The following is a 13,298-nucleotide window of genomic DNA, read 5'->3' on the forward strand; positions in this document are numbered from 1 at the left end:
TGCTTTCGGGGACACAACATCCGGCGAACAGCCCACAACACTCGGCCGAACAGAGCCCGGATGGATCAGCCCCTGGGGCAGGTCGCGGCCCTCAGAAACGGGTAGCCCGGTAGGTCCGCGACGCCCACGTCTGGAAATGCGGTGAGCGTGCGATGAGATCGCGGTACGACACGGTTGCGGAGTTGAACAGCACCTCTGTGATCGCGGTGCTGAGACGCTCCCGTCGCCAGGCCAGCAGATAGCGGGTCCACAGCGGCGCGCCAGTCAGGGGTTTGACGAGCACGCCGGCGATCGGCCGGGTCGTCGCCTGTACGAGGGAGACTCCGAGCCCCTCGGCGATCATGCTCTGGAGCTGAAACCGGTCCCCGAGGAACTCGTGGACCGTCGCCGGTACGAACCCCGCCGCCTGACATGCCGCATAGAACACCCCGGGCCAGCCCGCGCCGTCGTCCGGGGTCAGGAACCAGGCCTCCTCGGCCAGTTCGGCCAGGGGAACCTCCAGGTGGTGCCGGAGCCGGTGATGCGCGGGGAGGGCAACGAAGCACGGCTCGGTCACCAGCCCTCGATGCGCGACGACGGCGGAGTGCCGCAACTCCAGTCCGGGGTAGTCGACGCCGATAGCAGCGTCGAGGTCGTCGTTCTCCAACAGTTCGACGATGTCGGAGGACGCGTAGACGCTGCTCACCTTGAGCGCCAGGTCGGGCAGACAACTCCGGACCCGGGCGACCATGCCGGGCAGGATCGGCGAGTTGGTTGCCGCCAGACGGATGAGCCGAGGAGGCTTCGAAGCGCTCGCCGGCTGGCGGGAGCCGATCACGGCAGCGCGGGCCAGGACATCACGCGCCTGGGTCAGCACCTCGATGCCGTACTGGGTCGGTTCCACACCCGAAGCGGTTCGATCGAACAAGGGCAAGCCGAAGTGGCGCTCGAGCCGCCGGAGTTGGGCACTCATCGCCTGCTGCGAGAACCCCAGGGCCCCCGCGGCGGCGCCGACACTTCCGGCGTCGGCGATCGCGCAGAGGACTCGTAGGTGTCGAAGCTCCAGATCCATCCGCACTCCTCGCATCGGTGCGCTGTCCGAACAGCTCCGGGTGCATGTTATTCAAGACCTGACGGGCAAGTACTGGTCGCGGTTTGGGGTTTCGGGTTTCACGGGCGCCGTGAACTGCGGCTCGCCATGCGCGTCCTCAAGGCAGCGGCCGGTCAATTCCGGTTCTCGGAGGTGTCGGGAGTGTCGGGAGTGTCGGCCTGCCGATTCGTGTCGCGGTTCATCAGGCGGCGGTCGAGGACGGTCAGCAGGAGGACCGCGAGGCCCGCCGCGACCAGCACGATGCCGAGGGTGTGCAGACCGTGGTCGCTGACCCCGTGGCGGAAGACGATGCTGCCGATCACGGCGGAGGTGATGGTTCCGAGGTATCCGAAGGTCCGGAACAGTCCGGAGGCGGTGCCGATCTGGTCGGGCGGTGCCGCGAGGTAGAGGGCGGTCTGGTTGCCGACCGTGGTGGCGGCGGACGTGACGCCGAAGATCAGGGAGACCAGCACGATGGCGATCGCCGGGCTGTGCGAGGTGAGCAGCATGATGCCGACCGAGCCGAGCAGCATGGTCACCGCCGAGGCGATCAGCGGTCCGCGCACCAGGTTGCGGCTGGCGAGCGGGCGCGAGAGCAGCGCGGAGACGGCGCCCATCGGTAGGAGCAGCAGCCCCGCCCCCACAGTGGAAATCCCGTGTGCGGCTTCCATCCACTGGGTCATGCCGTACATCACGGAGTAGACGCCGAGAAGGGTGAGGGCCTGGCGCAGGTAGGTCCGGGCGAGGGCGCCATTGGCGGCGAGGCCGCGGAAGTCGAAGAACGGCGCGGTCTTCCGTAGCTCCCACACGACCGTGGGCAGGGCGGTCAGGACGAAGACGGCGAGGGCGATCCACTCGACGTGGGGAAGGCTCATCAGGAAGACGACCAGCGCGGTCATCGACCCGGCGAAGCCGAGGATGCCGGCCAGGTCGATCCGATCGGCGACCTTACGGAAACCGCTGTGTCCGCGGTCGGGCGCGGGGTCCTTGGGCAGCCAGCGCAGAGCCATCGCCATGGCTATCGCACTGACCGGAATGTTGATCAGGAAGGCCCAGCGCCAGCCCACGGCGCCCACCAGCAGTCCGCCGATCGGAGGGCCGACGGCGACTGTGGCCATGCCCGCGATCGCGATGCCGCCGAGCACCCCGCCCGGCGGCGCGTCCAGGCCGGCCTCCTCGGCGTGGCGCCGGATCAGCACCATCGCGCAGGGGAAGGCGGCCGAGGTGCCGATGCCGACCAGGACCCGGGCGACGGTCAGCATCGCCAGGTTCTGGCCGAGGCCGCCGACCAGGCCACCGAGCAGCACCAGCACGATGCCGGACAGGAAGATCCGGCGCGGGCCGAGCACCTCCGCGAGCTTGCCCGCTGTGGGCTGCGCGACGGCGCTGGCCAGGTAGAGCGAGGAGACCAGCACGGCGGTGGCGCCCACCGAGACCTGCAGTGCGGCGGCGATGGGCACCAGGGCGGTCGCGATGATGGAGCTGTTGATCGGGTTGAGGGTGGAGCCCACGTAGAGCGGGGTGGTGAAGGTCCACGCGAAGGGCCTGCGTGCGAGACCGTTCGTCGCAGAGTCGGCCTGTGCGGCGGCGGTTCTCACAGGGTGCCGTCGCTGAGGTCGGCCGCAGCCAGGCGCTCCAGCAGCTCGATGGCCTTCTCTACGTCCTGCTGCTCGTCCGGGGCGACGACCTGGTCGATGGCCCGCGCCAGGAAGGAGGCGCGTCCCGCGAGCAGATTGTCGACGAGTTCGGCCGCGGACGGGTCGGCGCTCATCAGTTTCTTGCGGCCGTCCTGCGGATCGGGCTCGCTGTGGACCAGCCCGGCGGCCTTGAGCACCGCCAGGCTCTGCGCGATGGATTGCCCGCTGACGTGCTCCAGCGCGGCGAGCCGGGCCGCGGTGACCGGGCCCTCCTGTACCACGCTTGCCAGTACGCCGAGTTGCGTGGCGGTCAGGCCGGTCGCATGCTGCCCCGATTCCGTGCGCAGGCGTGCGCGCAGCCGTTTGATCGCGTCGTTGAGGCGCTGCGCGGTCGCAGTGGACTGCTGCGGCCCGGGATTCGTGCTCATGGCCTCAGCCTAAAACTCCACAAGGAACTTTGCCAAGTTGCTTGTGGAGTTTTAGGCTGTCCGGGCTGGGTCGCAGGGCTCAGGCTGTGGTTCAGGACGGCGTCGAGAGCGTGCGGCGTTCGGGGTCGGGCGCCAGATAGGTGGCGAAGAAGCCGGTCAGCTTCTCGACGACCGGCGGGACGTACGCCTCCTTGTCGTAGAGGTCGTTGTGCATCGCGCCCTCGATCCAGGCCGACTCCTTCGGGTCGGCGTGCGTCCTCCTCGCTGGTGGGGAAGAGCGGGAAGCGCAGGACACCCGCACCGTGGGCCTCGGCGGTGCGCGCTGCCGCGGCGTCGTCCAGCATGCCCTGGAGGACGGCGGGGTCCTGGGTGCCGTCCGCGCCGAGCCGGAACTGCCGCCGGTGGCCGTGGCGGTGAGGGCGTACCCGCTGGCCCCGGGGGTCGGGTCCGCCCGAGGGCTGAGGAACAGAAGTCGGCGAGGATGTCGCTGAGGCGGGGTCGACGACTCGGTGGCCGCGTGGGCACCTGCGCCGTCGACGCCGAAGAGCAGGCAGGGGACGCCCGCGCGGTTGGACAGCGTGCCTGGACGGGCTTGGACGGGCTTGGATGAACCGGTCCACACTACCTATGCTCGTTGGCTGTCAAAGTCTGCTGGGGGAGCTAAACGCCATGCCTGATTCCCTTTCCGAGGATCCCTCGCTCGCGCCAACGCGGGGTGCCACCCATCGCCCCGACCCGGCCTCGCTGCAATCCCCGGGACAGTTCGTTGAGGCACTACGCGCCATCAAAGCCGTAAGCGGACTCTCCTTACGGGAACTGCAGCGTCACACCGGATTGCCGCGAAGCACCATCGCCCACACTTTGGACGCCGCCCGTACGCAACTGCCGCCTCTGGCACGTTCCATAGCCATCCTTCGGGCCTGCCGCGTCAGCGAGGACCACATACCCTCGTGGGATGAGGCATGGACCAGAATCCAGCGCACCACGATCGAGGAGCAGGGCGGCCAGTCCCCTGCCCCGGCGCAGACCCTCAAAGACTACGAATCCGAGAACACGGTCACAGTCCCACAGGAGCCCGACCCGACCTGCATGCGACCGCACGCCAGTCGCTCGCCGCGGCGCTACCGTGTCCTCAGCCATCTGGTCGCACTGATGGCCGGCGCCGCGATCGGAGCCGGAACGGTGCTCGCCACCTACGAGACGACAGTCACGGTCGCCGACCCGGCAGCGGGCGCGCCCGGCTACGTCGCCCGCATCGCCTCGGCGACCGGGACCGCCTACACGACGTCGACGAAACTGCCGGTCAGGCACGCGGTCGCCGCCGGCGACACCCTCGTGGTGCCGATGATGCTCACCAACACCCACACCGGGACGATCAGCGCGACCGACAGCCAGGGAAACACCTACACCATCGCAGCGGACCAGACCGACGACGCCGGCGACCGCACCCTGATTCTCACCGCGACCGCAGTCAAGGCACTGTCGACCTCGGACACGATCACCATCGGCTATCCGTCCACCGGCGAGCAGCACCTGGCCGTGGACGAGTTGACCAACGTCAAGGCAGTCGACCAGCACGCCGCCGCGACCGGCGCCGCGGGCACCGCTTTCAACTCCGGATCAACGCCGACCACCACCGCCAACCCCGAGATGGTGTTCGGAGTCGCGGGCGTCCAGGGCGGCACAGCGGCAACCTGGTCAAGCGGATTCACCGCCCTGCCAACACTGTTCGTCTCCCACGATCAGCTGGCCACCGGCTACAGGACGGTCACCGCCACTGGCACCTACGCCGCCGCCGGCACCTGCGACCATCAGTGGATGGCCACAGCCGTCACCTTCGCACCCTCCGCACCATGACCGCGAAGCCGTCAGTCACACCGAAGGCCGGGAGCCCCCGCCTGCCCGCTCTGTCCCTGCTTGCAGAGCCGACACCGACCCGAAACAGGTCGTGTTCAGCGCAGATCGAAGACCAGACGGGCAGACACCTTTCCCGCGAGTACCTCCTCAAAGCAGGCGTTCACGTCTTCCAATCGGCGGCTCTCGCGGATCACCCGGGTGCGACCCAGCGCGTGCAACTGGAACACCTCAGCCAGGTCCTGGCGCGTACCGACGATGGAGCCGACCACGCTGGTGCCGTTGAGCACGGTGTCGAAAACCGGGAGTTCGAGCTTCCCGTCCGCAGGCAGGGCGACCAGCACCAGGGTGCCGCCGCGGCGTAGCGCGGCGTAGGCGGCCTGGAAGGAGGCGTTGCTGACGGCGAGGGAGATGGCGGCGTCGGCGCCGCCGAGCTTCTGCGCCTCGGCGGCCACGTCCTGGATGCGGGCGTCGATGACGTGGTCGGCGCCGAGTTCGCGGGCCAGGGCGAGTTTCTCGTCGGTGACGTCGACTGCGATGGTCTCGGCGCCGGCGATCCGGGCGTACTGGAGGGCGAGGTGGCCGAGGCCGCCGACGCCGGAGATCAGGACGCGGGTGCCGGGGCGGGCTCCGGAGACCTTGACAGCCTTGTAGGTGGTGACTCCCGCGCAGGCCAGCGGTGCGGCGTCGAGCGGGTTCAGGCCCTCGGGCACCGGGACGACGTAGTCGCCGTGGGCCAGGGAGTATTCGGCGTAGCCGCCATCGACGGAGTAGCCGCTGTTCTGCTGCTGGAGGCACAGGGTCTCCCAGCCGGTGACGCAGTGGTCGCAGCGTCCGCATGCTTCGGCCAGCCAGGGAATGGCGACCCGGTCGCCGACCCGGACGTGCCGTACCTGGCTACCGACGGCGTCGATGATGCCGACGCCTTCGTGGCCGGGGACGAACGGCGGGGTGGGTTTGACGGGCCAGTCGCCGTGCGCGGCATGGATATCGGTGTGGCACAGGCCGCAGGCTTCGATGTGCACGCGGACCTGGTGCGGGGCGGGCGTCGGCAGCGGGCGGTCCTCGATGGCCAGCGGGGCTGTGAAGTCCTGGACGACGGCGGCCTTCATGGGTTCTCTCCCTGGTGGACGGGTACGGACGTGGGCTTGGTTGAGGGGGCTCGTGGTGTTTCGAACTCATCCCAGCAGTGCCCGGCGCGCGCGGTGAGGGCCGAGTGGCCCTCGACCTTGGGGCCGCAGAGCCTCGGGAGATGCGCCGACCGGCACCCGGGCAGGCCGGCAGGGAGTTGCATTGCTCTCGGGCTGCGCCGGCATTCAACACGGCCTGCGCGGCCTGGCCCCGCCGCACGGTGCGGCTCAGGGACTGCCGACGGCACTGGCCGCCTCACTGTCAGGGGTGGGGGACGACGGCGATGGGGCTGTGGGCGTGATGCAGGACCCGCTGGGTCACCGGGCCCAGCGGCATTGCGAACCGGCGTTGGTGGCGCTCGGCACCGACGACCACCAGGCAGGCTCCGGCCGAGGCGTCGACCAGCGCCGCATCCGCCTCGTCGAGCGTGACTTCCGTGATCACCTGAACGTCCGGGAACTCCTTGCGGCCTGCGGCCAGCACCTCGGCCAGGTCCTCGTTCTCCTCGCGGGTGCGGGTGATCTTCTCGACCGGTGGCACGGCGAAGATCCCGGGGTATGCCTGCGGGTACAGCCAGGTGCGGATCACCCGCAGCGGCACGCTGCGCCTGGATGCTTCGGCGAATGCGAACGTGACCGGGGCCGCCGCTTCGCCGGGGGCGGCGCCCAGCACGACCGCGCCATGGCCAGGAGCGGAGGCCTGCGGGGGGCCGGCCAGGACGACCACCGGGCAGTCGGCGTGGGCCGCCAGACCCTGGCTGACCGAACCCAGCAGTGTGGAGGCGAGGCGGTTGCGTCCGCGGGTGCCGACGACCAGTAGGTCTGCGTGTTCGGAGGTGCGCACCAGCCCGGGCACCGCCCCGTCGGTCAGTAGTTCGCTGCTGACCTCGATGCTGCTGTACCGCTCGCGGACGCGGCCCTCGGCTCGATGCAGCTGCTGCCGTGCGGCCTGCAGGAGCTGTTCGGCGATGTCGCCGCGATCCCCGGGCGGGAGTTGGTAGGGGGCAAGGCTCCAGGCGTGAGCAATGTGCAGCGGCGCAGTGCGCAGGGCGGCCTGGTCGGCCGCCCAGTCCAGCACCTGGTCGTTGTCCGGTGTGGCGTCGATACCCACGACGACACTGCGTACGGGTGATGCGGTCATGATTCGGCTCCTCGATCGTGAAGGCTTGAGGTGAATGTGTGGGAGGCGGGTGTCGCTTCGGGTGTGCGGGCGGCCCGGCTGCGCAGGCGCCGCGCGGTTCCGTGCTGCTGTTCGGGCCCGCCTAGGAGCGATGGGACCAGGCCGGCTCGAAGAGCCGCCAGTCCTGCTCCCAGTGGGCGACATCGGTGCGGTCGACCCAGCCGCGCACCACACGGTGGATTGCCAGCAGGACTGCGACGGAGCCGGCCGCGAGCAAGAGAGCGAGGTAGGCCGCTGAGGTCGCGGAGTCGCCGGCGGTGACTGGTGGGGCGCTGATCTGGTCGGCGGTGTCCACCCAGAGCGGGACCCGCGCGCCGACGGTGGCGTTGTCCGGCACGGTGACGCTCGCCCCGTGGCTGGCGCCGGAGAGTTCGCTCCAGCGGACCTGGGCGGTGACTCCCGCGTAGGCGGAGGCCGCCGGGGGCGTGGCGGGTGCGGTCAGGACCAGGGCCTGGACTGAGTGCAGGTGCGCGTCGCGACGCAGCTCATTGGCTCGGTCCTGGCGGTACTGGTGCAGGGCGAAGAACGCGGACAGGCCCACGGCCGCCAGCAGGCCGAGCACCAGTCCCACGCGCAGCCTGCTGCGGAGGCTGTCGCTGTAGCGCCACAGCGGGTTGCGTCGCAGGGCCAGAGCTGTGCCAAGACGTGATTGCCACCGCGCGGGAAAGGGCGGGGTCGGGGTCGCCGCAGGTGTCGCCATCGCCATTCGCCTCCTTGGGTCACGGCGCCGCTCGCCGTCGCACTCATCGTGCTGCCAGCGCGGTGCACACAAGCAGGGACCAGTTGTCTCTCGCCGTAGGGCCACTGGTCCCCAGTGCTCGGGGCCACGACGACTCCGCGCGCCGCCCGAGGTACACCGACGAGTCTTGGAACCAACCAGCCGTTCCGGCACCCCTTTCGGAGGAGTCCACCATGCGGCAGCCTGTCCTCGCCGGCGTCGACGGATCACCGCAGAGCATCCATGCCGCCCACTGGGCCGCCGACGAGGCAGCACGCCGCGGTGCGCCGCTGCTCTGCTCCAAGCCGGGCCTTGGCTGACCGCACAAAGGGCCAGTGACGCCCCGCACGGCTGCGATCAGAGCACCGCCCTGCGCCTGCTCGCCCATACCCAGGACAAGGTCCACCGCCGCCACCCCGAACTGCCCGTCGAAACCGGCCTGGTGCAGGGCCAGGTCATCGACGCCCTGGTGTCCGTCGCCGACGACGGACAACCGCGGCCTTCGGTGTCCAGCAATGGGTGGCGGTCAGTGCGGGTCGAGGCGGGTGGCAACGTACTCGGTCAGGTCCAGGAGGCGGTTGGTGTAGCCCCATTCGTTGTCGTACCAGCCGAAGACCTTGACGAGCCGTCCGTGGACCTGGGTCAGGGGGGCGTCCAGGATGCAGGAGGCCGGGTCTCCGATGATGTCGCGGGACACCAGCGGGGCGTCACTGACCCGCAGGATGCCGCGCAGCGGTCCCTGGGCGGCGCGGCGGAAGGCCTCATTGATCTCCTCTACTGTGGCCGGCTCGCGCAGCAGGAGGGTGAGGTCGGTCAGGGAGCCGTCCTCGACGGGGACTCGGACGGCGATGCCGTCGAGGACGCCGTCCAGGGCGGGCAGGACCTGGCCCACGGCGCGAGCGGCTCCGGTGCTCGTGGGGATGATGTTGACCGCTGCGGTGCGGCCGCGGCGGGGGTCCTTGTGCGGGCCGTCCAGGACGACCTGGTCGTTGGTGTAGGAGTGAATGGTGGTCATCAGGCCGTCGGTGATGCCGAAGGCGTCGTTGAGGACCTCGACCATGGGGGCCACGCAGTTGGTGGTGCACGAGGCATTGGACACCACGTGGTGCAGGTCGGGGTCGTAGGTGCGCTCGTTGACTCCCATGACCACCGTGGCATCGACGTCCTTGCCCGGCACCGACAGCAGGACCTTGCGCGCACCGACTTTGAGGTGAAGTCCGGCGGTCTCGCGGGTGCGGAAGCGCCCGGTGGCCTCGATCACCACGTCCACTCCCTGTGCACCCCAGTTCAGAGCGGCGGGGTCGCCTTCGGCGGACACCGCGATGCGCCGGTCGTCCACGGTGATCGAGTCGGCGTCGTGGGTGATGGTGCGCCGCAGCCGCCCGTAGGTGGAGTCAAACTCCAACAGGTGTGCCAGAGTCGCGGCGTCGGTGACGTCGTTGATCGCCACGACCTGCACAGGTGTGCTGCCGGTCTCTGCACGCTCCAGCACGCAGCGCAGGTAGTCGCGCCCGATCCGCCCGAAGCCGTTGATGCCCACTCGCACGCTCATCGCCATGCTCCTTCACCAGGTTGCCCGGAATTGTGATGCCCCCACGCTGCTCCACCCCACCGGTCGACGACAGGGCGCACCGGTCCGAGGCGGCGGGCCGAAGGTCCCTGAACGGCGAGCGCCGAATCTGTCGGCCGTGCGCGCCGCCCTGGGGCCGCGTGTCTGCGACCCGACCGTCCCTGCTGCTGGGCCCGACCGGCCCTGTGCGCCGCCCTGCGGCTGGGATGACGCTGGTGGGTAATGGGGCATCGCCCCGGTGAATCCCGCGGAGGCACAGATGACGACCCCGGCACCAGCACTGACTACTCCCCCGGTCCCTGCTCCGGCGGCGGCGTGGCGGGGTTTCGCCGGCGGCGGCTGGCACGGGTGGATCGACGTGCGCGACTTCATCCAGGCCAACTTCACCCCCTACCAGGGCGACGGCACGTTCCTGGCCGGACCCACCCAGCGCACGCTGGCGGTCTGGCAGCAGGTCAGCGCACTGCTGCCCGAGGAGCGCCGCAGGGGCATCCACGACGTCGACGCGGCCACCCCGTCCACGATCACGTCGCACGCGCCCGGCTACATCGATCGGGACCGGGAGTTGATCGTCGGCCTGCAGACCGACGCCCCGCTCAAGCGCGCCATCATGCCCAATGGCGGGCTGCGGATGGTCGAGAACGGCCTGCGCGCCTACGGCTACCAGCCCGACCCGCAGGTCTCGAAGGTCTTCACCAGCTACCGCAAGACCCACAACGCGGGAGTCTTCGACGCCTACACCCCCGCGATGCGCGCCGCCCGCAAGGCCGGGATCATCACCGGACTGCCCGACGCCTACGGGCGCGGCCGGATCATCGGCGACTACCGGCGCGTGGCCCTGTACGGGGTGGACCGCCTGATCGAGGCCAAGCAGGCGGAACGGGCCGAACAGCACGCACTGCCGTCGAGCGAGCCGGTGATCCGCGACCGTGAGGAACTCGCCGAGCAGATCCGGGCCTTGGGCGAGCTCACGGAAATGGCCGCCGGCTATGGCTGTGACGTCTCGCGCCCGGCCGCCACCGCCCAGGAGGCCGTGCAGTGGCTCTACCTGGGTTACCTGGCCGCGATCAAGGAACAGAACGGCGCAGCGATGTCGCTCGGGCGCACCTCCACCTTCCTGGACGTCTACCTCCAACGGGACCTGGAACTGGGCCTGTTCGACGAGTCACGCGCGCAGGAGCTGATCGACGACTTCGTCATCAAGCTGCGCATGGTGCGGTTCCTGCGCACCCCGGAGTACGACGAACTGTTCTCCGGCGACCCGACCTGGGTGACCGAGTCCATCGGCGGCATCGGCCTGGACGGTCGCCCGCTGGTCACCCGCACCTCGTTCCGGTTCCTGCAGACCCTCTACAACCTGGGCCCCGCGCCCGAACCCAACCTGACCGTGCTGTGGTCGCCGCTGCTGCCGGAGGGCTTCAAGCGGTTCTGCGCGCAGGTCTCCATCGACACCAGCGCCATCCAGTACGAGTCCGACGACCTGATGCGCCCGCGCACCGGCGACGACACCGCCATCGCCTGCTGCGTCTCGGCGATGGCCGTGGGCAGGCAGATGCAGTTCTTCGGCGCGCGGGTCAACCTCGCCAAAGCCCTGCTGTACGCCATCAACGGCGGCCGCGACGAGGTCACCGGCGAGCAGGTCGGCCCCGAACTCACGCCCTTGACCGGCGAGTACCTGAACCCGGCGGAGCTCGACGCCGCCTACGACCGGATGCTGGACTGGCTCGCCTCCACCTACGTCAATGCCCTGAACGTGATCCACTACATGCACGACAAGTACGCCTACGAGCGCCTCGAGATGGCCCTGCACGACCACCCCGTCGAGCGCATGATGGCCTGCGGCATCGCCGGCCTGTCGGTCGCCGCCGACAGCCTGTCCGCGGTGAAGTACGCCCGGGTCAAGGTGATCCGCGACGCCTCCGACCTGGCAGTCGACTATCAGGTCGAAGGCGAGTACCCCGCCTACGGCAACAACGACGACCGCGCGGACACCATCGCCGTAGACCTGGTGCGCTCCTTCATGGCCAAGATCCGCCACCACCCCACCTACCGCGGAGCGATCCACACCCAGTCGGTACTCACCATCACCTCCAATGTCGTCTACGGCCACCACACCGGCAACACCCCCGACGGCCGCCGTGCCGGAGCCCCGTTCGCCCCCGGCGCCAACCCGATGAACGGCCGCGACCACCACGGCATGGCAGCCTCCGCCCTGTCGGTCGCGAAGATCCCCTACGACCAGGCCCGCGACGGCATCTCCCTGACCAACACGGTCACCCCCGCAGGGCTCGGCCGGAACCCCGAGGAGCGCGTGGGCAATCTGGTCGGCCTGCTGGACGCCTTCACCACCTGCGGCGGCTTCCACATGAACGTCAACGTCCTGGACCGCGCCACCCTCGAAGACGCCATGGACCACCCGGAGAAGTACCCCGAGCTGACGATCCGGGTCTCCGGATACGCCGTCAACTTCGTCCGGCTCACCGCCGAACAGCAGCGCGACGTGATCAGCCGCACCTTCCACGGATCGCTGTGAACACCGCCACCGGCCGCCCCTCGCCGGACCAGGCCCAGTCGGCCCGATCCGGGGTCGAGGACGCGCTGACCGGCCGGGTGCACTCCTGGGACCTCTCCACCGGGGTGGACGGCCCCGGCACCCGCTTCGTGCTCTTCCTCAGTGGCTGCCCGCTGCGCTGCCAGTACTGCCAGAACCCCGACACCTGGCACATGCGCGACGGCCGCCCCACCACCGTCGATGAGGTCATGGCCGAGATCGAAGCCTGCGGCGCGTTCCTCAAGGCATCCGGTGGGGGTGTGACGATCAGCGGCGGCGAACCCCTGCTCCAGCACGCCTTTACCGCCGAGGTGCTGCACCGCTGCAAGGCGCTCGGCCTGCACACCGCCCTGGACACCTCCGGCTTCCTGGGTGACCGGGCCGACCAGGCCCTGCTGGCGGACACCGACCTGGTCCTTCTGGACATCAAGGCGTTCGACGCCCGCGTCTACGAACGGCTGACCGGCGGGCGCTTGGCGCCCACCCTCAGCTTCGCCTGTCGCCTCGACGCCCTCACGGTCCGAACCTGGATCCGCTACGTCCTGGTGCCCGGCTGGACCGACGACCGGGCCGCCGTCGACGGCCTCGCCGAGTTCGTCGCCGGACTGGGCAGCGTCGAGCGGGTGGACGTACTGCCCTTCCATAAACTCGGCGCCGCCAAGTACGACGCCCTCGGCCTGCGCTTCCCACTGCGCGACACCCCGGTGCCCGACGCCGCGCTGGTGGACCGGGTTCGCGAGCAGTTCCGCGCGCAGGGACTGACCGCCGACTGACCTCCCGCCCCGCTACCGGGTGCCCAGTGCTCGTCCCACGCCCACGGACGGAACGCTGAACGCACACCCCGGATGGGAAGCCCGCCCGGGCCCCTGCCGTTGTGATCCGAAGGAGAAGGCCTATCTGACCACCCCAGCTCACATGTCAGTCAGCCGACCGTGATCATTGGGCGCGGACACGAGTGGCGCAGCGCGAGGAACGGCACTGTGGGTGGCGGGGGATGAACACCACCGCTCCCATCCGCTGGGCGGACGCCAGCCGTCTGCCCGCAGCCGGGCCAGTAGACTCGCGACACCTCCGGGGCCCGTACGCGAGCGGGTGCCGATGTCACGGGAGGACCCAGGCCACAGTGAGCACCCTCGAGCGGAACGATGCGCCGATCTTCGC

General features: G+C 69.9%; 12 protein-coding genes. 4 read left to right on the forward strand and 8 right to left on the reverse strand.

The annotated features are described in order from the left end of the window. Window positions 1–91: 91 nt before the first annotated feature. The 4 genes from ABIA33_RS31400 to ABIA33_RS31415 all read right to left on the reverse strand — a co-directional run bounded on the left by ABIA33_RS31400 (window position 92) and on the right by ABIA33_RS31415 (window position 3,348). Complete coding sequence (locus ABIA33_RS31400) at window positions 92–1,051, reverse strand: LysR substrate-binding domain-containing protein (RefSeq protein WP_370086079.1); 960 nt, start codon at window positions 1,049–1,051, stop codon at window positions 92–94. Between the two features lie 152 nt (window positions 1,052–1,203). After that, complete coding sequence (locus ABIA33_RS31405; protein WP_370086080.1) at window positions 1,204–2,667, reverse strand: MFS transporter; 1,464 nt, start codon at window positions 2,665–2,667, stop codon at window positions 1,204–1,206. Next, complete coding sequence (locus tag ABIA33_RS31410) at window positions 2,664–3,134, reverse strand: MarR family winged helix-turn-helix transcriptional regulator (RefSeq protein ID WP_370086081.1); 471 nt, start codon at window positions 3,132–3,134, stop codon at window positions 2,664–2,666. The genes ABIA33_RS31405 and ABIA33_RS31410 overlap by 4 nt, the downstream gene beginning before the upstream one ends. A 91-nt stretch (window positions 3,135–3,225) precedes the next feature. After that, window positions 3,226–3,348, reverse strand: a complete 123-nt coding sequence (locus ABIA33_RS31415) for a hypothetical protein (RefSeq protein WP_370086082.1) — start codon at window positions 3,346–3,348, stop codon at window positions 3,226–3,228. Between the two features lie 455 nt (window positions 3,349–3,803). Between ABIA33_RS31415 and ABIA33_RS31420 the strand changes: the two genes are divergently transcribed. After that, entirely contained in the window at window positions 3,804–4,991 is a 1,188-nt protein-coding gene (locus ABIA33_RS31420; RefSeq protein ID WP_370086083.1) for a hypothetical protein, read from the forward strand. 95 nt (window positions 4,992–5,086) lie between these two features. Here ABIA33_RS31420 and adhP read toward each other — a convergent pair whose 3' ends face one another. The 3 genes from adhP to ABIA33_RS31435 form a co-directional block, all read right to left on the reverse strand. Further along, on the reverse strand, window positions 5,087–6,100 hold the full coding sequence (gene adhP, locus ABIA33_RS31425; protein ID WP_370086084.1) for an alcohol dehydrogenase AdhP: 1,014 nt from the start codon (window positions 6,098–6,100) through the stop codon (window positions 5,087–5,089). 280 nt (window positions 6,101–6,380) lie between these two features. Beyond that, window positions 6,381–7,259, reverse strand: a complete 879-nt coding sequence (locus ABIA33_RS31430) for a universal stress protein (protein WP_370086085.1) — start codon at window positions 7,257–7,259, stop codon at window positions 6,381–6,383. A gap of 121 nt (window positions 7,260–7,380) precedes the next feature. Further along, complete coding sequence (locus ABIA33_RS31435) at window positions 7,381–7,998, reverse strand: hypothetical protein (protein ID WP_370086086.1); 618 nt, start codon at window positions 7,996–7,998, stop codon at window positions 7,381–7,383. 212 nt (window positions 7,999–8,210) lie between these two features. Between ABIA33_RS31435 and ABIA33_RS31440 the strand changes: the two genes are divergently transcribed. Next, window positions 8,211–8,336: a universal stress protein gene (locus ABIA33_RS31440; protein ID WP_370086087.1), complete on the forward strand. Its 126-nt coding sequence runs from the start codon at window positions 8,211–8,213 to the stop codon at window positions 8,334–8,336. A gap of 206 nt (window positions 8,337–8,542) precedes the next feature. Here the strand turns inward: ABIA33_RS31440 and gap are convergent, their stop codons facing one another. Continuing rightward, window positions 8,543–9,568, reverse strand: coding sequence for a type I glyceraldehyde-3-phosphate dehydrogenase (gene gap, locus ABIA33_RS31445; RefSeq protein ID WP_370086088.1), 1,026 nt, complete (start codon window positions 9,566–9,568; stop codon window positions 8,543–8,545). Between the two features lie 277 nt (window positions 9,569–9,845). On the opposite strand from gap, the gene pflB reads away from it, so the two are divergent. Both pflB and pflA read left to right on the forward strand, forming a co-directional pair. Continuing rightward, a complete protein-coding gene (pflB, locus tag ABIA33_RS31450; RefSeq protein WP_370086089.1) occupies window positions 9,846–12,119 on the forward strand; it encodes a formate C-acetyltransferase in 2,274 nt (757 codons plus the stop codon). Window positions 12,120–12,184: 65 nt separating this feature from the next. Continuing rightward, window positions 12,185–12,910, forward strand: coding sequence for a pyruvate formate-lyase-activating protein (gene pflA / locus ABIA33_RS31455; RefSeq protein WP_370086108.1), 726 nt, complete (start codon window positions 12,185–12,187; stop codon window positions 12,908–12,910). The last annotated feature ends 388 nt before the right edge of the window (window positions 12,911–13,298 follow it).

It is taken from the genome of Streptacidiphilus sp. MAP12-16 (assembly GCF_041262165.1).
Classification (GTDB): Bacteria; Actinomycetota; Actinomycetes; order Streptomycetales; family Streptomycetaceae; genus Streptacidiphilus.

What these genes read in the sequence shown, in the direction of transcription:
- pflB (WP_370086089.1), top strand. Translation starts at nt 9,846, where the DNA reads ATGACGACCCCGGCACCAGCACTGACTACTCCCCCGGTCCCTGCTCCG.
- ABIA33_RS31420 (WP_370086083.1), top strand. Translation starts at nt 3,804, where the DNA reads ATGCCTGATTCCCTTTCCGAGGATCCCTCGCTCGCGCCAACGCGGGGT.
- ABIA33_RS31400 (WP_370086079.1), bottom strand. Translation starts at nt 1,051, where the DNA reads ATGGATCTGGAGCTTCGACACCTACGAGTCCTCTGCGCGATCGCCGAC.
- ABIA33_RS31435 (WP_370086086.1), bottom strand. Translation starts at nt 7,998, where the DNA reads ATGGCGACACCTGCGGCGACCCCGACCCCGCCCTTTCCCGCGCGGTGG.
- adhP (WP_370086084.1), bottom strand. Translation starts at nt 6,100, where the DNA reads ATGAAGGCCGCCGTCGTCCAGGACTTCACAGCCCCGCTGGCCATCGAG.
- ABIA33_RS31410 (WP_370086081.1), bottom strand. Translation starts at nt 3,134, where the DNA reads ATGAGCACGAATCCCGGGCCGCAGCAGTCCACTGCGACCGCGCAGCGC.
- ABIA33_RS31430 (WP_370086085.1), bottom strand. Translation starts at nt 7,259, where the DNA reads ATGACCGCATCACCCGTACGCAGTGTCGTCGTGGGTATCGACGCCACA.
- gap (WP_370086088.1), bottom strand. Translation starts at nt 9,568, where the DNA reads ATGAGCGTGCGAGTGGGCATCAACGGCTTCGGGCGGATCGGGCGCGAC.
- ABIA33_RS31415 (WP_370086082.1), bottom strand. Translation starts at nt 3,348, where the DNA reads ATGCACAACGACCTCTACGACAAGGAGGCGTACGTCCCGCCGGTCGTC.
- ABIA33_RS31440 (WP_370086087.1), top strand. Translation starts at nt 8,211, where the DNA reads ATGCGGCAGCCTGTCCTCGCCGGCGTCGACGGATCACCGCAGAGCATC.